The 19,733-nt window shown below is 64.1% G+C and carries 25 protein-coding genes and 1 tRNA gene; 23 read left to right on the top strand and 3 right to left on the bottom strand.

From position 1 onward, the window contains the following. Positions 1-66 precede the first annotated feature (66 nt). From EJ913_RS04130 to EJ913_RS04155, 6 genes are all read left to right on the top strand, one after another. Positions 67-951: a DMT family transporter gene (locus EJ913_RS04130; protein WP_126995061.1), complete on the top strand. Its 885-nt coding sequence runs from the start codon at positions 67-69 to the stop codon at positions 949-951. Positions 952-993: 42 nt separating this feature from the next. Beyond that, positions 994-2,166 carry a helix-turn-helix transcriptional regulator gene (locus EJ913_RS04135; protein WP_126995063.1) on the top strand — a complete coding sequence of 391 codons (1,173 nt, stop codon included), beginning with the start codon at positions 994-996 and terminating at the stop codon, positions 2,164-2,166. Further along, on the top strand, positions 2,163-2,642 hold the full coding sequence (locus EJ913_RS04140) for a glycine-rich domain-containing protein (protein WP_126995065.1): 480 nt from the start codon (positions 2,163-2,165) through the stop codon (positions 2,640-2,642). The genes EJ913_RS04135 and EJ913_RS04140 overlap by 4 nt, the downstream gene beginning before the upstream one ends. A 151-nt stretch (positions 2,643-2,793) precedes the next feature. Continuing rightward, positions 2,794-3,294, top strand: coding sequence for a hypothetical protein (locus tag EJ913_RS04145; RefSeq protein ID WP_126995067.1), 501 nt, complete (start codon positions 2,794-2,796; stop codon positions 3,292-3,294). Between the two features lie 78 nt (positions 3,295-3,372). Next, positions 3,373-3,828 carry a hypothetical protein gene (locus EJ913_RS04150; RefSeq protein ID WP_126995069.1) on the top strand — a complete coding sequence of 152 codons (456 nt, stop codon included), beginning with the start codon at positions 3,373-3,375 and terminating at the stop codon, positions 3,826-3,828. Positions 3,829-3,940: 112 nt separating this feature from the next. Continuing rightward, on the top strand, positions 3,941-4,183 hold the full coding sequence (locus EJ913_RS04155) for a response regulator transcription factor (protein WP_244939234.1): 243 nt from the start codon (positions 3,941-3,943) through the stop codon (positions 4,181-4,183). A gap of 30 nt (positions 4,184-4,213) precedes the next feature. Here the strand turns inward: EJ913_RS04155 and EJ913_RS04160 are convergent, their stop codons facing one another. Further along, positions 4,214-4,501, bottom strand: coding sequence for a ribbon-helix-helix domain-containing protein (locus EJ913_RS04160; protein WP_126995073.1), 288 nt, complete (start codon positions 4,499-4,501; stop codon positions 4,214-4,216). Between the two features lie 485 nt (positions 4,502-4,986). Here EJ913_RS04160 and EJ913_RS04165 point away from each other — a divergent pair, with 485 nt between their 5' ends. The 3 genes from EJ913_RS04165 to EJ913_RS04175 all read left to right on the top strand — a co-directional run bounded on the left by EJ913_RS04165 (position 4,987) and on the right by EJ913_RS04175 (position 7,511). Beyond that, the gene (locus EJ913_RS04165; RefSeq protein ID WP_244939235.1) at positions 4,987-6,183 is read left to right on the top strand and encodes a site-specific integrase; all 1,197 of its coding nucleotides are present in this window, start codon (positions 4,987-4,989) and stop codon (positions 6,181-6,183) included. Between the two features lie 470 nt (positions 6,184-6,653). Further along, complete coding sequence (locus EJ913_RS04170) at positions 6,654-6,944, top strand: DUF4258 domain-containing protein (RefSeq protein ID WP_126995077.1); 291 nt, start codon at positions 6,654-6,656, stop codon at positions 6,942-6,944. A gap of 15 nt (positions 6,945-6,959) precedes the next feature. Next, the gene (locus EJ913_RS04175) at positions 6,960-7,511 is read left to right on the top strand and encodes a hypothetical protein (RefSeq protein WP_126995079.1); all 552 of its coding nucleotides are present in this window, start codon (positions 6,960-6,962) and stop codon (positions 7,509-7,511) included. Positions 7,512-7,814: 303 nt separating this feature from the next. Here the strand turns inward: EJ913_RS04175 and EJ913_RS04180 are convergent, their stop codons facing one another. Further along, positions 7,815-8,138, bottom strand: a complete 324-nt coding sequence (locus EJ913_RS04180; protein WP_342353704.1) for a helix-turn-helix domain-containing protein — start codon at positions 8,136-8,138, stop codon at positions 7,815-7,817. A gap of 42 nt (positions 8,139-8,180) precedes the next feature. On the opposite strand from EJ913_RS04180, the gene EJ913_RS04185 reads away from it, so the two are divergent. From EJ913_RS04185 to EJ913_RS04250, 14 genes are all read left to right on the top strand, one after another. After that, positions 8,181-8,399, top strand: a complete 219-nt coding sequence (locus EJ913_RS04185) for a hypothetical protein (protein WP_126995081.1) — start codon at positions 8,181-8,183, stop codon at positions 8,397-8,399. Positions 8,400-8,535: 136 nt separating this feature from the next. Next, a complete protein-coding gene (locus EJ913_RS04190) occupies positions 8,536-9,930 on the top strand; it encodes a hypothetical protein (RefSeq protein ID WP_126995083.1) in 1,395 nt (464 codons plus the stop codon). A gap of 200 nt (positions 9,931-10,130) precedes the next feature. Beyond that, positions 10,131-10,667, top strand: coding sequence for a MerR family transcriptional regulator (locus EJ913_RS04195; RefSeq protein WP_126995085.1), 537 nt, complete (start codon positions 10,131-10,133; stop codon positions 10,665-10,667). A 63-nt stretch (positions 10,668-10,730) separates the two neighbouring features. Then, entirely contained in the window at positions 10,731-11,450 is a 720-nt protein-coding gene (locus tag EJ913_RS04200; protein WP_126995087.1) for a MerR family transcriptional regulator, read from the top strand. An 18-nt stretch (positions 11,451-11,468) separates the two neighbouring features. After that, positions 11,469-11,765 (top strand): hypothetical protein, encoded by a 297-nt coding sequence (locus tag EJ913_RS04205; protein WP_211098870.1) that lies wholly within the window; start codon positions 11,469-11,471, stop codon positions 11,763-11,765. 2 nt (positions 11,766-11,767) lie between these two features. Continuing rightward, the gene (locus EJ913_RS04210) at positions 11,768-11,977 is read left to right on the top strand and encodes a hypothetical protein (RefSeq protein ID WP_126995089.1); all 210 of its coding nucleotides are present in this window, start codon (positions 11,768-11,770) and stop codon (positions 11,975-11,977) included. A 121-nt stretch (positions 11,978-12,098) separates the two neighbouring features. After that, on the top strand, positions 12,099-13,043 hold the full coding sequence (locus tag EJ913_RS04215; protein ID WP_126995091.1) for a helix-turn-helix domain-containing protein: 945 nt from the start codon (positions 12,099-12,101) through the stop codon (positions 13,041-13,043). Beyond that, entirely contained in the window at positions 13,006-13,611 is a 606-nt protein-coding gene (locus EJ913_RS04220; RefSeq protein WP_244939236.1) for a hypothetical protein, read from the top strand. Before EJ913_RS04215 ends, EJ913_RS04220 begins: the two co-directional genes overlap by 38 nt. Before the next feature lie 147 nt (positions 13,612-13,758). Continuing rightward, the gene (locus EJ913_RS04225) at positions 13,759-14,967 is read left to right on the top strand and encodes a phage portal protein (RefSeq protein ID WP_126995093.1); all 1,209 of its coding nucleotides are present in this window, start codon (positions 13,759-13,761) and stop codon (positions 14,965-14,967) included. Beyond that, a complete protein-coding gene (locus EJ913_RS04230; protein WP_185909680.1) occupies positions 14,960-16,537 on the top strand; it encodes a phage major capsid protein in 1,578 nt (525 codons plus the stop codon). The genes EJ913_RS04225 and EJ913_RS04230 overlap by 8 nt, the downstream gene beginning before the upstream one ends. A 13-nt stretch (positions 16,538-16,550) precedes the next feature. Further along, positions 16,551-16,976, top strand: a complete 426-nt coding sequence (locus EJ913_RS04235; RefSeq protein ID WP_126995097.1) for a hypothetical protein — start codon at positions 16,551-16,553, stop codon at positions 16,974-16,976. Between the two features lie 125 nt (positions 16,977-17,101). Further along, positions 17,102-17,422, top strand: coding sequence for an HNH endonuclease signature motif containing protein (locus EJ913_RS04240; RefSeq protein WP_126995099.1), 321 nt, complete (start codon positions 17,102-17,104; stop codon positions 17,420-17,422). A 112-nt stretch (positions 17,423-17,534) separates the two neighbouring features. Beyond that, entirely contained in the window at positions 17,535-17,936 is a 402-nt protein-coding gene (locus tag EJ913_RS04245; RefSeq protein WP_126995101.1) for a phage terminase small subunit P27 family, read from the top strand. After that, positions 17,908-19,500 (top strand): terminase large subunit, encoded by a 1,593-nt coding sequence (locus EJ913_RS04250; protein WP_126995103.1) that lies wholly within the window; start codon positions 17,908-17,910, stop codon positions 19,498-19,500. Before EJ913_RS04245 ends, EJ913_RS04250 begins: the two co-directional genes overlap by 29 nt. Before the next feature lie 113 nt (positions 19,501-19,613). On the opposite strand, the gene EJ913_RS04255 is transcribed toward EJ913_RS04250, so the two are convergent. Further along, positions 19,614-19,698: transfer RNA gene (locus EJ913_RS04255), tRNA-Leu, on the bottom strand. Positions 19,699-19,733 lie beyond the last annotated feature (35 nt).

Consider the following 19,733-nt stretch of genomic DNA (forward strand, 5'->3'; position numbering starts at 1 on the left):
CACCAAGGACCGCCATGCCGTGACCGTGTCCATGGCCGACCAGGGCCTCCTTCGCGGTGAGGGAGCATGAGGCCTCTGGTCGCCGCGACCGCGTGGGCCGTCGTCTCCGCCATCGCCTTTTCCACCAGCTCCGCCGCCGCGAAGTTTCTCGGGCAGAAACTCCCGACCGCCGAACTGTCCTTCTTTCGGGCGGCGTTCGGCGTGCTGCTGCTGGTGGGAGCGTGGCGTTTCCTCGTCGGCGCACGGAAGGCGCGCGATCCCTGGGGGCATGTCATCCGTTGCGGCCTGGGCGTGGTCGCGCTTTATGGCTTCATGCATGCCTTGGCAACGCTGCCGCTGGCGCTGGCGAGCCTTCTGTTCGTGACCCGCGTGCTGTTGCTGCCGGTGGCCGCCCGTCTCATGCTGGGCGAGCGGTCGGGGCCGGCGGTGTGGATCGCGGTGACCACCGGCTTCGTCGGGGCCGTGGTGTCGCTCTGGCCCGCCCTGACCCTTCCCGAACTGCGGCTCGGCATCGCCGCGGCCCTTGTGGCGTCCATTTCCTCGGCGGGATCGCAGGTGGCGGTGCGGCGGCTGACGGCGACGAATCCCGCCGGGCTGATCGTGTTGATCTACACCGCCGCGTCGGTGGCGGCGACCTTGCCCTTCGCCGTGACCGGTTGGGTGGCTCCCCTCCCGTCCGACTGGCCGATCCTCGCCGCGTTGGGAGGATTCGCGGTTCTGGCGCAGTTCGCCGCCGCCAAGGCGTTTTCCTGGGCCCCGGTCGGATTCCTCGCTCCGCTCGACGTGCTGGCGGTGCCGGTCGGCGCCATGCTCGGCCTTGTGCTTTTCGGAGAGGTCCCGACCGCTTACGACTGGATCGGCGGCGGTCTCATCGTGATCGCCGCCTTCTTCGTGAATCGGCCCGGCGGGCGGCGATTCGATTTGAAGGGGAATATCCCTCATAGGATGTAACATACCGGAATACTCCCGACTGCCGGAGAGATCTTTCGGTTGTTGCACAACTACAACAACATCATGGCTTCGATAAGGAAAAGCGCATGGCGGTCCCAATTTTGGGATTTGCCGCGTGATCGGTCGCGAAAAAAATGGCACGCTTCCGGTGTTATACAACTTTTATCGCTCGCCGTGAACATGATCGACATCCCGACCGGTCTGACCGCATTGATCGACGTCGCCGCGGAAATGCGCGGCGCGATCCTGATCTATCGGGACGATGTGGTGGTTTTCGCCAACCAGGAGGCAAAGCGGATCTACGCGTGCCAGGATTGGACCAACCCAGTTTCGTTCGATCAATGCTTCAACAAGGCGATCGAGCTTGGCCGCATCGACGACCGCACCATTCTCGACGACCCCGCCGGGCATCTGGCCTACGCGAAGATGACGAGGGCGCGGGGGATCGACTTCCGGTTTCGGCGCCTCTACGACGGCGAAGCCTACGACCGGCATCACACCGGCCTGGACAGCGAATGGAACGCCCAGATCTGGGTCAAGGCACGGCCGGTCAACGCCGACATCGACATTCCGGGCTCGTCAGCCCCCGGTCTGTTGGAACAGTTGGAACAGAACCGCGCCATGGCAAGGATGACCGCCCTTTTGGAACAGATGGGCGTTGCGATGGCCGTGGTGGACGCCGATGGCCGGACGCTGGATTGCTCGCCCCTGATGGCGAATCGGTTCGACGACGGCGCGCCGCTTAGCCGCGACGGTCTCGGGTTTCTCCGCTGCCAGGACGATGCGTGCACGGTCCGGCTGCGCCGCGCCATCGGCGCTGTGGCGCGCGGCCGGGAGACGGCGGCCCTGGTTCCCGTCCTCGCCGACGGAACGCTCCATCCCATCGCGGTCATGTCCGCTCCGCAGGCCGACGGAACCGCCATCGTCGTGATCAACGAGACCGCCCAGGCGGAGTCGCTGGGCGGCATCCTGATGGCCGCCTATGGCCTGACGAACCGCGAAGCCGACGTGGTGGTGCGCCTGGGCGGCGGCGAGACCGCCGACGAGATCGCCACGGCGCTCGACCGGAAGCTCGACACGGTGCGGCGGCAGATCGCGACGGCGAAGGCCAAGATCGCCGCCGACCGTCAACACAACCTCGCCCACATCATCACGCGGGCGGCGGCGCTGTTCGGCGGCATTTCGCCGCCGTCCTCAAGAAAGGGAAAGCAATGAGCGGTCTGGATTATGTGAAGGGTTATGATTTTTCCCGCGTGATCGCCCATATGCAGCGCGACGGCCTGTCCCGGGACGAGGCCACGCAGTCGGCGGAACAGCTCCGCGCCTTCATGGCGCTGAACGCCATGCGCCTGGAATCGCCGGTCTGCCTCGTGGCCTGGGAAGGGATGGAGCCGGCGTGGCACGCCTTCATCCTGGACACGCGCGCCTACGCCCGTTTCTGCCAGAACGCGTTCGGCGGCATGCTGCACCATTGGCCGGACGCCTACGGCACCGCCGAGTTCCGCGCCGGCTGGTCCAAGACGGTGGAACTGGCCGCCAAGCATTTCGGCATCTTCCTGGATCGCAACCCGGAAGCCCGCGAGTCCGGCCGGGGCAAGCAGTGGAACATGGCCGCCTTCTGCTCGCGCGAGCCCGGCGAAGGGGAAGAGTGGCCCTTGAACGTCGAGTCGAACATCCAGTCGGTCGCCTGACGCCGTCTCCCGTGGGCGCTTGGCCCATGGGGATGATCCGGGATCGGGAGGGAGGCGCCAGCAAGGCGGGGGCCTCCCCTTCCAGATAGCGGGCTCTCCCTGTTTCAAGGCGGCCCTGTCGCCGTTGGACGTCATGAAAGGAACGCGCGGCATGGGCGTCATCCCCTTCCCCCTCACGAATCGGGGAGTTCGGCATCCCACCTTCCCGGTGATCGAGGTCAGCCACTTGTCTCTCGACGAGGCGGCCGATTGGCAGGCGAACGTGATGGCCGAATGCCGGCGGCGCAGGGTCCCGACCTCATCCCTGGCCGATTGGCTGGAAACGCGCGGCCTGCTGCTCCGCTGCACCGTCCTGTCGAGCGACGGACCGGGAGAACCGTTGCGCATTCCTGGACAAGCCCTCATCCCCGCACTGAACGGAGAGAGGGAACCGGGGGCCATACATCATCCCGGCGCTACGGATCCTCATCTCCTCGCCCAAACCATCGGCGTCCAATGCGCGGAGAACGTCAGTGCCGGCGAGGCGGTGCTCAACCGAATTCTGGTGTCGGGCATCGGCTGCCCCTTCGTCCACACGCACGCCTTCTACGGCTGGGAGGACAAAGGGCGCCGGAGGGTCCTGTCCGCCGTCGACATTCAAACCCTTCATTGAAACGGCCCCCACCCTATGGCCGTTGCTCCGAGGGTTGCCACGCCTTCCAACGATCCCTTTTCCCGAAAGGAGGGTTGCATGCCATGCCGGAAAGAAGCGTCCACCGACCCGGACGTGTTTGCCCTGCCTGACATTTTCGTCCGGGAAGAGGCGTGTCATCTGCCCCAGATCGATCATCTGTCCATCACCCAGCTCCGTCGGCGCGCCGCCGAGGACCGGGAGGATGCCCTGGGAATGAACCGGTTGGCCAACACCGGTTGCCTCGCCATGCTGCTGGCCGATGCCGAACGGTGCGAAGCCCGTGCCGACGCGTTGGAAACGTTTATCGGCGGATTGGATGAAACGATCCGGACCCAGCTCACGATGACTGAGGTCACGGTGACCGACCTTCGGTCCTTGATCGCGCGTTGCGTGAACGGCATCGCTCCCGGCCCAGAAGGCAGCGAAGCCAACGCGCCGGCCGGGCTGTCATCGACGCTGGCCGCCTCCATCGCGATCGCGCTTCGAAACCGGCACGCGTTGGCGAAAGTCTGACGCCGGCATGACGGCCCCGCTCCCGCCTCCAGCCCTGCCCCCACAGGTCGGTTCGCTGCTGCGCTCCGACGCAACCGCGGCGCCGAAACGTGGGCGGGATGCGCTTGCCCGGTTGTCTCGGCTGTCGACACGGGAAATCGACGTGCTGGGGCTGCTGGCGCTTGGCAAGACCTCCAAGGTCATAGCCTACGAATTGAGCATCAGCGCCAAGACGGTGGAAATCCACCGGGCGCGCATCATGGCCAAGATGGGCTGCGGCAGCTTGGTCGAACTGGGCCGGTTGTGGGAAGCCGCCGTCGCAGCCCTGCCCACGTCACTGGACGCGACGACCCTCGAGAACGATCGCCTCGACTGACCGGCAACGCGGCAGCGAGGCGAAGATGGGTTATTGCAGCGTGGTGTGCTCCGCCGCATGTTCCGACGAACGGATCATCGCGGCCCGCGTCATGCCGTAGCTGTCCAGCCGGTCGATGACCTTCCGGTAATAGCCGAGCACGTAGACTCGCAGTTCGGCGGTCAGCCCGGCGTTGCCGCGCTGGTTGTCGATTTCCGAGACCAGTTCGGTCACCGACAGGCAGCGCCGCCGCGCCACGTCGTCGACGGCATCCCAGATGTCCTGCTCCATGCGCAGGCTGGTGCGGCGACCGTTGACTCTGATGTTCCGGCAGATCATTCCGCATTCCCCCCATGGCTGCTTGCGTAATGTTCTATGCAGGCAATCGGCCGGGGTAAGCAGTGAAGTTTTTCACATCGCGGAGCGTGGCCACGTCGAACACCCCGCTCACCATCAACCTTCGGGAAGCCCGCTCGGCGAACCGAGGCGGGCCGACTCGAGTCACCCGCAACGAATCTTGATGGGGAAGGATGGTGCGGGCGGCGGGGGTCGAACCCGCATGCCTTGCGGCGAGGGATTTTAAGTCTCTCGCTACCGGGTTTTCCGGTATTTTCCAGAAATGGCGGATGATCGCCAAACCCCATGAAAACCAACGGTTTTCCGCCACCCTTCCCTTTCCGTCTTTTTCCCGAATATGATCGCACTTTCGTCACGGTGGGTCCTGGGTGGGTCCTGGGGCGTGGGTCCTACGGGGGATGGGGATGGAAGCCAAGATCACGAAAAAGTTGGTGGATCAGGTCCAGGCGGGGGACAGGGACCTGTTGGTGTTCGACACGCTGCTTAAGGGCTTCGTGCTGAAAGTCACGCCGAAGGGCGCCAAGGTCTATCTGGTGATCTACCGTATGGGCGGCCGAGACACCCCAAAGCAGAAGGTGACCATCGGCCGGCACGGCTCCCCCTGGACGCCGGACCAAGCCCGCACCGAGGCCGAGAAGCTGTTGGCGTCGGTGAAGCAGGGCACCGACCCGGCGGCCGAGAAGAAGGCCCGGACGAAACGGGGCGCCACCGTCTCCGATCTGGCGGACAGCTACCTCACCGAGCATGTGGAGGTGAAGAACAAGGCCAGCACGGCGACCGGCTTCCGCCGACTGGTGGAGAAGGAAATCAAGCCCGCGCTGGGGAAGCTCCAAGTGGACAAGGTGACCCGTGCCGATGTCGCCAAGCTCCACCACGACATGCGGGACACCCCGCGACAGGCGAATCAGACGCTGGCCGTCCTCTCCAAGATGTTCGGCCTTGCCGAAGTCTGGGGCATGCGCCCGGACGAGACCAACCCGTGCAAGAAGATCGAGCGATACCGCGAGAACAAGCGGGAGCGCTTCCTGTCCACCCCCGAGGTGGAGCGGCTGGGGAAGGTGCTGGCCGAACTCGACCAGACCACCGAGGTGCATGAAACCGTCCTGGCTGGTCTCCGTCTGCTGCTGCTGACCGGCTGCCGCCTGGGGGAAGTGCTGGCGCTGCGCTGGGACGATGTGGTGGAGGGTGCCGTCCTGATCCGCGACGGCAAGGCGGGTGCCCGCATTCACACCATCGGCGCCCTGGCCCAAGCCTTCCTGGCCGATCTGCCCCGCACGTCGGTGTGGGTGCTGCCGGCACCGCTCGATCTCAAGAAACCGTTGCCGAACAGTACGATCTCCCACGCCTGGGGCACGGTGCGCACCAAGGCCGGACTGGAGGACGTCCACCTTCACGATCTTCGCCACACGGTCGGGACCTACGCCGGCCAGACTGGAGCGAACGCCTTCCTCGTGCGCGACAAGCTGGGTCACAAAACGCTGGCGATGACAGGCCGGTATGTGAACCGGGACGCCAACCCGCTGCGCGAACTGTCCGACAAGATTGAGGGCCGGATCATGGGCGCGCTGAACGCTGGCGCCGCGACGGCCAAGGGCGAAGTGGCCGGGGCCGAGGTGGCGTCACTGCCGGAGACGAAGAAGCGGAAACGTGCCGGAGTTACCTGATTTCCGGGCTAACTGGGGTAACCGTCAGCCCGACAATGGTTGCCATTCCATCGGAGCGCTAGGGAACGGTTAAGGTGTCGTTGGACAGCGCGTCCACTGTCAACAGCGTCCTGAACCGTCACATGCGAAGGGGGCTCGTTCCGCCCGATCCTTATAGGCAGCATTCTTCCTGCCATCAGGAGAACTCTATGATCGACCTCACACGCATTTCTGCTAACTCTATCGGCGAAGGGTAGTTCATAGGTTGCGCTTAAGCGTGACATGCCGCCCAGCTCAGGCTGAACTAAATCATTGATACTCCTGGATTGTTGAAAAATTTAGTGCTTATGCACGTGAAATATGGTGGTGTGTGCGCAACACTCGTGGGGTCATATCGGAAAAATATCACCCCGTGGTGATTTTTGTCGATTGATCGCGGATCAAACATCCGCATATCTTGTTTCTTAAGCGCTGGGGAGGCGCGGATAAGCGTGTACGAGGATGAGGCCGAAACAATCCGAACGATGATGCGCGCCAGAGCGCGAATCATCTACTCCAAGCATGCTGATCGTGAGCGGATGCCGGAACGCGAGATCACTGATCGTGATGTGCGAACCGTTCTTGAGACGTGTCTAGAAATCACACAGATCCGCGAAAATGATCAAGGTCCGGTTTGGAGCGTAGAGGGGCATGACTTGGATGGACGGCGGCTTCGCATCTGCGTGGCTGTTAAAGCCCGTCGCAACATCGTCATCGTAGTGACGACGATCGAATTGAAGTGAATTAGGATGGAAGCCATGGAAACCTGCGTCGTTTGCGAAGCCCCGATCAGTGAGATCGAGATTTTGCCGTCTTATGACGATGATGCGTTCGGCATTCCCATCACGATCAAAAATGCCGTGCAGCGTCACGTCTGCCCGAGTTGCGGGTTTGACGGGATTGAGATCCCTGATAGTGAGGGTTTGGAGGCTGCCGTTGCTGTAGGCCGGATTATGATTCCTGTTCAGCTTAGCGGGCCGGAAATTAAGTTTTTGCGGAAAGCCTGTGGCATGAATGGGAAGCAGTTCTCCGAAGCCATGCATGTTGACAATGCGGTGCTGAGTCGATGGGAGAAGCATGCAGGTCAGGGGGAGGTGACGGACCGCACCATTCGGGATGTGGTTTGGGGCCTTCTTTGCCGAAAGACGCCTGCGATAGTGATTCCCCCAGGTCACTTCACCGGGATGAATATTAGAAGAGCGCCCAATGGATATTCGTTGCCCAGGATTGTGGTGGAGCGTGTTCGCTTGAAAGATGCTCTACATAATACGAAGTCAGATGAATGGGATCTCCTTGATTTGGCGGCTTGAAAGCAACCTATCTATCTATGTTAGCCCGCCCGGCTCGTCTGTGGCGGGCTTCTTTATTTCAAAAAGCATTGGTAGCAGGGCGCCAAAGGTTGGCTGCTTCCTGAGCTGCATTCATGGCTTCCTCGTGGGTGTCGCACTCGCAGAGGATAGTGTCGCTCTCTACGTCCAAGACCGAGATCTTTCCGTTCCTCTCCTCGATCGCGTCAAAGCGCCCCTCTACCCCATCCCCTTCCAGGTCGGCGAGAGGGCTGAAGATGTGCTCATGCCAAACGACATCGCGAATGATTCGAGAGGGTGAGCGCGTCATAGGACTGCGCTCGCGGTGACGTCTTTCCTCAATCGTACCCCGGCCCCGCCCCCGTTCTCGGGGATGAACTCCACGCCGGCCGCCTCCAATGCTGTGCGGATCGCGGCGATGGTGCGGGGGTGGGGTTGGCGCTTGTTCGCCTCGAAGTCCGCAAGCGTGGAGCGGGCCGTCTGGGCAGCCGCCGCAAGATCATCGCGGGTCCACTCGATCAAAGCCCGTGCCGCCCGGCACTGAGCCGGAGAAACGGATGTTTCATCCGATATCGGACTTTTCATCTTGATTTGAATCTCGCTCGGGATAATATACCTCATGTCGGTCATTATGACCGATAATCTGCTGCCGTTCAACGCCTGAGGCACCCCATGCGAGCGTTTCTCGCCACGCCCAAGCCTTGCCCGCCGCCGGCCCTGCTGGCGCGCTGGCCCCGCCCGATGATCGAAGCCGCCATCGACGCCCTTCTGGCCGAACTGGACGCCCGCGACGGCAACCCGGACCTTGAGCCGGAAGAGGACCGGGGCGAACTCGACCATCTGCCCGACTGTCCAGCGAAACCGGACAACTCCCGATACCCGGAACAGTAATCCAGCAATCGCCCGGCTGACGTCGGGATTACCGACGCCAGCTGCTAATCCCCCAAGCACCGGAACTCTATTCCGCCCCTTCCAGACCAACCGGCCGTTCGGTGAAATCGGACGACCACAAGCCACGGAGTTGAATATGCTCGCGATGATCGACGCGCCCATGGGCGCGAACGCCTCCGCTTTGCCTATCGTCCCGTCCATCACTTGGCGCCGCCTCTCCGAGATGTGGAGCGCGACCAGCGCCGAACGCGCCTTCATCGGCCCCTATGAGCTGATCGCCTTCGACATCCCGCCGGCCGGGCCGCACCCGCGCATCATCGCGTGGGAACTGCACATCGGCCCGCAGTTCACGACCGGCATCGCGGGTGCTCCGGCCAACAGCTTCGAGGCCGCGAAGGCGGCGGCGGAACAGGAAGCCCGCCGGCTGCTGACCGACATGGGGGTTTCTGCCACCGTGAAGGAAACCACTCTCCCCACCGTGGGGAGGGTTGATCGTTTCGGCGACCACCGAAACGGTGACGGCACTCCGGTACGGGCGATGCCCCATGTTGGGGCACCGTCGACCCTCCTCCCCCGCTTCGGGTTTACCTTCGCCGAAGCCGAGGTGGAAATCGCAGCGGCCGAAGCGGCGCGAGCGGCTGCGGAAGCAAGCGATGGCAAAGACCACGAGGATCTCGTCCTGGACGCGCTGGACATGGTCCTACTCATCCACACCACCCCGCCGGGCAGCATTGCCGACGCGCTGGTCAAGCTGCGGATGGTGACCGGCCATCTTGGTATGGCGGCCGGCGAAAGCGACAACCACACGGAATCCGTCGAGCAGGTGCTGACCTTCCTGACGGGGGTGTATCTCGAGCAAGGGGGCAAGGGCCTCTACATTCCGGAGGCCCTCAGCACCGACCCGACCAAGGGCGTCCACAATCTGGACACCCCTGGCGCTGGCGGCGCTGCAAAGGGTGTCGCTGCTACCGACGCCCTTTGCGCTGATGAGCCTGCGAAATGCGCAGTTGAAACTGCTGATGATCCAGTAGTTGCCGCCTATCTCGCATGGCTCGCGGCTAGCAGCGAGGATGACCGTCTGGCTGCCCCTCTAGAATCACTTCGCAAACTAGGGAGGAACCACCCTGAATTCCGAGCCGCCTGGGATCGAAGCCAAGCCGCAACTGATGCGCTGGATTACGCCTCGAACCAAATGTGGGAGCCGACACAAGCGACAACCCCCGCCGGTATCCTTGCCAAGTTTGCCTTCTTTACACATATGACAGTGGACAATATAGCAGCAGTCGATATCCGGCTTTGGCAAAGTATCACCGCCGATATTTCTCGTCTCGGTATCATTCCATTGGAGGCCAACCTCAAGCTCTTTGGGCAAGGCCGGTATTTCGGCTCGTTGCACCGTGAGGCGGTTGAAGAAGACATCCACGCCAAGGCGCGTCCCTACGTGATTCTCCCAACGTCATTGTGGGAGGGGTTGGAAGGTACCGGCGCTTCGATACGAGGAGCTGCTGGGGCGAGGTTAGCGTCATATTAAAGCCCTCTCGCCCACTACCCTCCCCAGTTCATGGGTAGTGGCGCTGGCGTTGTAGCTCCCCCTAACCATCCAAGAGGGTTGGCTTTATGACCCTCTCGGATGGTTAGGGGGTTTGAATGCGCTCAGTTTGCAAGTGTCAATTGACATCTATAAATTAACGGCGTAGCATCTCTGCACAATCGATTAGGTTAGGATGCGCCATGCACTCAAACATTGCGGTTCCACGTTTCACGACAGCGCAGGTGGCTGCTGCGGCTGAGCTGCCGCTAGCAACCCTTCAAAATTGGCTCGCACGCAAGATGCTTGTCATCAACGATGATGATGATTCGCCGGGCACGGGGAGAATGCGTCTCTTTAGCATGCGAAGAGCAATTCATATCTCATTAGTCGCTGAATTGGTTCGCCATGGCGTTGCAGTCTCTAGGGCTTCATTTATTGCTATTGGCTTTACCGATGTAGGAAATGCAATTGCTTATTATGGAAACTCCCCCACAACAGAAGACTTGAAAAACTTCCGAGCGCCTGGACAGAATTTTTCCAATGGAACAACCCTCCTTATTGTTCGACCTCCTAAGGATGGAGAAGTGGAAGCGGATAACGTCTCTGTCGTTTGCGCCGAAAGTTATCAGGTCCCCATGTGGGATTTGTTTGGCAGCAACCAGCAGGAAGGAAGTTCGGCTATTGTCGTTAACATGACAAAGCTTTGCGACCGCGTAGCGGGGGCGTTGCAGGCTTAACGACAGGAAGATATGGGAAGCGTGGTGCTTGCCACGTTTTGCAAAGCGTGATATCTCTCACGCATGAACATCGCGACCATACTTTCTACCTTCACCCCCGGTGAAGCCGAGCGGATCACCAACGTCTCAACCGCACAACAGCGCGATTGGCGTCGGCGGGCGATCCTTCCGAGCAATGAGGGCCATGCCCGCTTCGATGCGTTTGCCGTAGCGGAAATGTGGACCCTCAAGCTCTTGTCCGACCGTGGGATCGGCCCACAGCAAGCGAAGGAGGTGGCAAGTTGGTGCGCTATCGGCATCGTCTGGCATGCCCTTCAGTGGCAGGAAGCCTATGAGGGCGATCATCTTCGGGCGTACGAGTGGGCTCCTCAGCTTTATGAGAAAATCGTTACTCAGCGCCAAGAAATCGAGGAACTTATTAAGGAAAGAGAAGTCAAGGGTGAGCTTGATCCTGCTGAATTCCTCGCCAAGATGCGCGAATTGGATACTGGGCATGGTTGGGGTTTCCAAGCTGGGTATCTTCAGCGCCAAACTATCACCCAAGCTGGAAAAGGCCGTGTAATACCCACCCGATTCTTCATCTGGTGGGCTGATGGATCTCACATTTGGCACAGTTCCGTTGATGCCGCATGTAATGACGGTGTTTCGAACGATGCAAGATTTTCTGGCCCTATCATAGTACTCGACTTGAATGCACTAGGATCCACGTTGATTGAGCGAGCTGAACGTCCACTGGTCCATGTCGAGTTGATTAAAGGTGCCGCCGACAAGGGCGCACCCTAACCTAGGAGAACTTTGGAAATGACAACCTTGAATGGGCGGCCGGATAATCTCCGGCCGCAGACGCCCGAGCTTTGCCTTCCGCCGGCCCTGCGCAAGCCGCGCCTGCGGCGCTGGGAGGCATCCGAGTATCTCGCCCTGGTCCATGGCATCACGATCGCAAGCACTACGCTGGCGAAGAAGGCGAGCGTCGGTGGAGGCCCCGCCTTCAACAAAGGGGAGAACCGCACCCCCCTCTATCCGGTCGAAGAACTCGACCGCTGGGCGCTGAAGCGGCTGGGCAAGCTGGTCCACTCCACCAGTGAGTTCGGGGAGTGACTATGTTCGCCATCCCCGAATTCCCGGTTCTCGTCATGGAGCGGTTTTCCCAGAAGAGAACCGGCCGACCGCTGTTCCTCGCCACCTACATCGACGAGGACGGTGGCCGGTGCATCGTCCACGACACCCACAGCTTCACCGACGCGCTTGCCGCCGCCCGCGATTGGCGCGGGGACGGTGTGCCGACGCTGTGGCTCGGGGTGGAGCACTGACCATGTCGGCGCCCGAGCTTCAGCGGACGGATCGCCACGGCATGAACTCGGACAATGAGCGCATCCGCCATTTCTGGCGGTTCCAGCCTGATGCAGCGCCCATGGCTGGAGGGAGACCCACATGAGCCTTCGCGTTTCCGCTCTGGTCTGGCGCACAACGCTTCCCAGCGGAACCCAGAAGCTGGTGGCTGCCCGCTTGGCTGATTTCGCTGACGATGATGGAGGGCGGGTGTTCCCCAGCAATGCCCGCATCGCCCGCGACTGCTCGATTTCGGATCGGGCCGTCCGTGAGGCGATGCGCGCCTTGGTGGCGATCAATGTCCTGGTCCTGGTTGCCGAAGAGCGGCCGGGTCAGCACCGGCCGAGGGAGTACCGCTTCAACCTCGATGAACTGGTGGCACGCGACGAGGGGACCAATCGAGCCGAAGCCCAAGCGGTAGAGCAAGAAGCAGAGGGAACGACGTTCCGGGCGGAAGCTCCTTCCGGGCGGAATGAGGTTCCGGGTGCCCTCGCTGACCAGGGGAAAGGAGATTCCGGGCTCCCCTCATCAGGGGGAAGCACGTTCCGCCCGGAAGGAGCTTCCGCCCGGAACGTGGCTCCAGACCAGGGGGAACGAGGTTCCGCCGATCCGTTATTAGATCCATCAAGAGTCTGTGTTGTTGAAACGCGTACGGGCGCAACGTCTGCCGCCAAGGGGATCATCCGCGCTTTCGACAATGCCCGAGCCGTAGCCTACGGCGAAGAACACCGCCGGCCCCACCCCCAAGCCAAGGACCTCGTGTTCGCCCAGCGCTGGCTTGCCGCTGGTGCCGATGTCGATCTGTGCGAGGGAGTCTTCACCGCCATCTGCCACACCATGGCCGAAAGGTCGCAATCGCCCCCTGCCGCGCTGGCCTTCTTCGACCAGCCGATTGCCGACGCCATCGTCACCCGAAACCGCCCGATGCCCGAGGGAAAGCTCCATGAGCAACGTCGTTCCGTTCAACCCGTACGGCCTTCGGCCCCGGCAAACCCCTTCCAACGAATACTTGACCGCGACCTTGCAGGCTGCGCTGAAAGTGCCTGAGACCGTCGTGTTCACCGAGCATGGCACCGAAGCCAAGCCGCTCCCCTGGCAGCCGCCGGCCGTCATCACCGAGACGATGAGGCGCGATGCCGTGCATGCGCTGGGTGCACTGAAGGTACGCTCCCTGCCGGCTACCCAAGCGGAGGCCGAGGCGTTCATCGCCCATCTGGCGAACCTGTGCGCCGGCAAGGAACTGCCGCCCGCGAGCAAGCTGATGGGAGCCGTCTCATCGATCCTGCGGGCCGAGTACCCGGCCGCGATCATCAACGACCCCAGCACGCTTGACCGTGTTCTGAAGCGCGTTTCCGTCACCGGCCGACCGACGTGGTGGCCGAGTTGGCCCGAGTTGGACGCGGCCCTGGATGCCGAACGGTCAGCCCTCCGGGAGCAGTGGCGGCGCCTGGACGTGATCGCCAAGGGCAGCAGCGGCACCCGCGCCTTGCCGCCCCACGACCGGCCCGACGATGACTTGCCCCCGCCGACCGAGGCACAGCAGGCGACGGTTCGGGATCTGCTGGCCGCCGCAGGGATTGCCCTGAAGAGTGAGTCGCATCCCCTCCGTCGATAGATAGGTCGCAGCAAAAAATATTAAGAAAGAAAGACAGAGAAAACTCAAGAAAGCACGAGAAAAACTAACGCGCGCATTTTTCATTTCTATCTTTACAATGTTTGTTCTGATGCTGAACTTGCAGATAAATCGCAAGGATTGGCGTGAATGTTCACGGGCATCAAAGCATTCTTCAAGGGGATCGAGCGCAAGAGCGATGACGGTTACGAGGTGCTGACCGGCGGCGCGCTGCCCACCGCTGCGGGGGTGTCCGTCTCGCCCGAGGCCGCCATGCGCTGTTCGGTCTCCTTCGCCTGCATCAAGGTGATTGCCGAGACCATCGAGCAACTGACCCCGCACCTGTACCGCCGCAAGGGCGACGACCGGGAGCGCGCCACCGACCATCCCCTCTCCGCGCTGGTGACCAAGGCCGCGAACGACTGGACCCCGGCCAGCGAGTTCCGCCTCGTGCTGGGAACCCACTTCGCCACCCACGGCAACGCCTACGCCTTCGTCAACCGCGACGCCGCCGGCCGGGTGGTGGAGCTGATCCCGCTCGATCCCCGCACCGTCTCCGTCCGTCAGGACCCGCGCACCATGGCGCCCGTCTACATGGTCGCCACCGGCAACCCGGCGCTGCCCGCCCGCGAGTATGACCGCTCCGAGATCCTGCACATCCGGGGCGTGGGGCTGGACGTTCACAAGGGCGCCTCGCCCGTCACGCTGGGCCGGGAGGCCATCGGCCTGTCCCTCACCCTGGAGCACCACTGCGGCTCCCTGTTCGGCAACGGCGCCAAGCCCTCGGGCATGTTGAAGGTCAAGGGCCGGCTGACCGAAGACCAGTTCCGCCGCGTCCGCTCCATGTTCTCCAACTTCTATCAGGGCGTGACCGGCAAGCGGACCATGATCCTGAGCGAGGACATGGACTTCCAACAGGTCCAGTTGAACAGCGTGGATGCGCAGACCTTGGAGATGCGCCGCTTTCAGGTGGAGGAGGTGAGCCGCTTCTGGCGGGTGCCGCTGCATCTGGTCAACGAGATGGACCGCGCCACCCACGCCAACGCGGAGAGCATGGGGCAGCAGTTCCTGACCTTCTGCATGCTGCCGATCCTGCGCCTGTGGTGCGACGCCATGGCGATTACGCTGCTGACGCCCGAGGAACGGGAAACCCTCTACTTCGAGTTCCTGGTGGACGATCTGGCCCGCGCCGACATCGCCGCCCGCTTCACGGCGATGAGCAGCGCGATTTCCGCCGGCATCCTGAACCCGAACGAAGCCCGCGCCATGGAGAACCGCCCGCCCTATGCCGGGGGCGAGACCTTCATGCGCCCGGTCAACACCGCGCCGGCCCCGACCACGGAGCGCACCCATGCTTGAGGTGAAGGTCTCCCCCGAGGGCGAAGTGATCGGCTACGCCAGCCTGTTCGGAGGCCCGGCCGATGCAGTCAATGACGTGGTGCAGGCGGGCGCCTACCACGCCAGCCTCACCGCCGGGCTGCCGCTGATGCTGCGCGAGCACAAGGGCTTGCCCATCGGCCGGTGGATCGAAGCCAGCGAGGACGACATCGGCTTGAAGGTTCGCGGCGTCGTGACCGATCCGGCGACGCTGGCGGACCTGCGCGGCGGCCGGCTCGATGGGCTGTCCATCGGCTTCGTCGCCACCAAGGCCCACCGCGACACCACCGGCCGGCGGGTGCTGGCCGAAGTCACCCTTCAGGAAGTCAGCATCGTGCGCCGTCCGGCATCGAGCCGGGCGCGGGTGCTGAGCGTGAAGTCTGCCCCGGCCGTGAGTGCGGCCAACACCGAGGAGAGCACCATGGAAGACGAGACCACCGCGCCCGATCTGGCCGCGCTGGAGACCAAGACGGCCGAGCTGGTGGCCGGGGTCGAGACCAAGATGACCGCCGCCATCACCACCGCGCTGGCGCCGCTCACCGACCGGCTGGGCAAGGTGGAAACCGCGCTGCGCCGGCCGGGCGCCCTGGTTCCCGAGAAGAAGGCGGACGAGGCGCCCGAGCGCAAGGCGTTCGAGGGCTATCTCCGTCACGGCGTGGCCGGGCTGGAGTTCGGCGAGGTGAAGTCCCTACGCACGGGCGACGATCCCAGCGCCGGCTATCTGGCGCCCGCCGAGTTCATCGCCGAGGTGGACAAGAACATCGTCCTGTGGTCGCCCGTGCGCCAGCTCGCCACGGTGCGCAGCACGGCGCGCGGTTCGGTGGAGTTGCCCAAGCGCATCGGCCGCCCCACCGCGACGTGGGTGGAGGAGCTGGAGGACCGGGAGGACACCGAGACCGCCAGCCGCTACGGCAAGTCGGCCTACGAGGTGAAGGAGCTGACCGCCTTCATCGACGTGTCCTTCTCCACGCTGGAGGACGCCGCCGTCGATATCTTCGGCGAGCTGGCCGCCGACTTGGCGGAAGAGTTCGGGCAGGCCGAGGGCGAAGCCTTCGTCACCGGCAACGGCGTGAAGCGCCCCATGGGCTTCATGTCGGACACCAGCATCCCGACCGTGGCGAGCGGCGACGCGGCGAAGATCACCGCCGACTCGCTGATCGACCTGTTCCACGCGCTCCCCTCGCCCTACCGGACGAATGCCGTGTGGGGGATGAACTCCACCACGCTGGGGGCGATCCGCAAACTGAAGACCACCGGGGGCGAATACCTGCTGTCCATGTCGGGGCTGGCCGGCTCGCCCGTCACCACCATCCTGGGGCGGCCGGTGGTGGAGCTGCCCGACCTGCCCGACGTGGCCGGCGGCGCCGTGCCCCTGGTGTTCGGTGACTTCGCCCAAGGCTACCGGGTGTTCGACCGGGTGGGCTTCTCCCTGCTGCGCGACGACCTGACCCAGCGCACCAAGGGCAAGTGCCGTTTCCACGCCCGCAAGCGGGTTGCCGGTGGTGTCCGCAAGTCGGAAGCGCTGCGCAAGCTGATCGTGGCCGCGAGTTGAAGGAGGAACACCCATGCGCGACCTGCTGAACAACATCCACCCCGTCACCGTCATCCCGCCGGGCACCGCGCCGACCGACAACACGCCCGTGGTGTCCGCCATCGTGGATCGGCTGGGCTTCGGCTCCGTGACCTTCGTCATCCTGGCGGGGGCGCTGGCCGATGCGGACGCCACCTTCACCGTGCGGATGGATCACGGCGACGCGGCCGATCTGTCCGACGCGGAGGCCGTGCCCGATGCGCTGCTGGTGGGCACCGAGGCCCTGGCCGGCTTCACTCACGCCGACGACGGCAAGGCCCGGAAGCTGGGCTATGTCGGGGGCAAGCGGTACCAGCGCCTCACCGTCACCCCGGCCGGCAACGCCAGCGCCGCGAACCTGGGGGCCGTGGCGATCCTCGGGCACCCGGTCAACGCCCCCACCGCCAACCCGCCGGCCTGACGGTTACCCCGCCGGTTACCCCGGTTACCCCGACGCTTCGGGCCGGGGTAACCGGAGAACTACATGCAAAATCAACGCGGTAACCTCGGTTACCTCGGTTACCCCGGAAATCAGGTCACTCCCGCATGCCGTACGCTCCGTCTCGTGTCTGCAAGTGCGGCGCCCTGGTCCCCGCCGGCCGGGCGTGCCCACGCTGTTCCAGGGCTGCCGAGGCCGCCCGCCCCAACCGTCACCAGCGCGGCTATGACTCGGACTGGTACCGGCTGCGTCGCGCCCATCTGGCGATGCAGCCCGGCTGCGTGGTCTGCGGATCGACCGAGGGCGTGGACGTGGACCACAAGGCCAGCATCCGGGAGCGACCGGAGGGGCGGCTTGACCCCGCGAACCTCCAGACCCTTTGCCGGCTGCACCACAACCGCAAAACCCACGGGAAAAGGCAGGGATAGCAAGGGGTTGGGGATAGGGGGTCTGCAATTTCCTGGAGCGGGGCCGGGTACCGGTTGGGGGTCTCGCTCCCGAGAGAGGCGAATTGAGCAAATCGGATAAGGGGATGGCGCGATGCGTGGACGGAAACCGGAACTGAAGGCCATCGAGGGCGGGCTTGCCCGGCTGCCGCCCGTGCCGTCCTGGCTTCCAGGCGAGGCGAAAGCCGAATGGCGCCGCGTCGTGCCGGGCTTGCGCGCCCGCAAGACGATCACCCGTGAAGACCTGCCCATGCTGGAGGCGTACTGCCTCGCCGCCGGCACCGTGCGCCGCATGCAGGCGACGCTTGCCAGCGAGGGCGACACCGTCACCAGCGCCAAGGGCGAGGTGCGGCGCCACCCCGCGTTCCAGACCATGTTCCAGGCCCTGACCGAAAGCCGCCGGCTGGCGGCCGAGCTGGGCTTGACCCCGGCCAGCCGCAACAAGGCCGCTCCCACGGAAAACAGCGATGACGACCTATCCGACCTGGATCTCTGACGGCTCCGACATCCCCGACCCGCTGGGCTTCGGGCAACGCGCCGTCGATTTCCTGCGCGTGCTGCGCCACCCGAAATCGACCCTGCCCAAGCGCGGCTTCCAGCTCCACGACTTCCAAGAGCGCCTGGTCCGACGCATCTACGGCCCGCGCCACCCGGACGGCCGGCGCATCGTCCGCAACGTCGTCATGCTGCTGCCGCGCGGCGGGCGCAAGACCTCGCTTGGCGCCGGGCTGGGGCTGCTGCACACCATCGGCCCGGAGCGGGTGCCCGGCGGGCTGGCGCTGTTCGCCGCGTCGGATCGCGAACAGGCCCGCATCGGTTTCGAGGAGGCCGCCGGCATCTGCCGGGAGGACGCCCGCATCGGGGACAAGCTCCGGTTCATCGACTACCGGCACCGCATCGAGCATCCCAAGAGCGGGTGCCAGCTCCGGGCGATCTCCTGCGATGCGGCACGCTCGCACGGCACCACCCCCACCTTCGCCCTGGTGGACGAGCTGCACGCTTGGCCCAAGCGCGACCTGTGGGACGTGATTCGCACGGGGCTGGTGAAGGTGCCCGGCTCCCTGTCTGTCGTCATCAGCACGGCCGGGCGCGGTCAGCAGAACGTCGCTCACGACATCGTGGATTATGCCCGCCGCGTGGCCCGCGGTGAAATCGACGATCCCGGCACCCTGCCGGTGCTGTTCGAGACGGCGCCGGATGCGGACTGGCGCGACGAGCGGGTGTGGTTCCGGGCGAACCCCGGCTTGGTCCATGGCTTCCCCGATCTGGACGGGCTGCGGCAGCTCGCGCGGGAGGCCGAGAACCGGCCGGCGGATCGGGAGGCGTTCAAGCAACTGCATCTGAACGTGTGGCTCGATCACTCGACCGACCCGTTCGTGGAAATGCCGGTCTACGATCAAGGCGCGGCGCCGTTGGACCTCGACGCGCTGGCGGGAGCCCCATGCTGGCTGGGTGTGGACCTGTCGAGCAACAGCGACCTCACGGTGGTGGTGGCGTGCTGGCGGGTCGGGACGGGTTATGCGGTGCTGCCGCACTTCTTCTGCCCCGGCGACAACCTGCGTGGCCGACAGGACCGGGACGGGGTGCCCTATGTGCGCTGGGCGGCTGACGGGCTGATCGAGCCGACGCCCGGCAACGTGGTGGACTTCCGCGCGGTGGAGGACTGCATCCGCGACCTGTGCGACCGCTTCAACGTGGTGTCGGTGGGGATCGACCCGCACTTGGCCCGCTCGACGCTGAACACGCTGACCGAGGACGGCTATCCGGCGGTGGAGGTACGGCAAGGCTGGATCACGATGGCGCCGGCGATCAAGGAGCTGGAGCGCGCCATCGTCGGGCGCCAGTTCCAGCACGGCGGGCACGAGGTGTTGCGCTGGTGCTTCGACAACATCCAAGTCGAGACCGACCGGGCCGGCAACCGGCTGTTCAGCAAGGGCAAGGCACGGGAGCGGATCGACGGGGCCGTGGCCTGCGCCATCGCCGTGTCGCTGGCGCAGCACGGCGAGGCGGGAGGCTCCATCTACGATCTGGACTTGCCCGATGAAGAGTTCTTCGTCTGATCCGGCGGGCGTGGCTGTGGATTGCCTCCCGTGGGTCCTGGGTGGGTCCTAAGGCTTTTCCAGCCCGCCGATCTCAAGCTGTCACGCTCGGGAAATATCGTTTACTTTCAGGATGGTGCGGGCGGCGGGGGTCGAACCCGCATGCCTTGCGGCGAGGGATTTTAAGTCCCTAGCGTCTACCTGTTTCGCCACGCCCGCGCATCGTCCACGGAACACCGGAGCACCGCGTTGCG

This window comes from Azospirillum doebereinerae, assembly GCF_003989665.1.
Lineage (GTDB): Bacteria > Pseudomonadota > Alphaproteobacteria > Azospirillales > Azospirillaceae > Azospirillum > Azospirillum doebereinerae.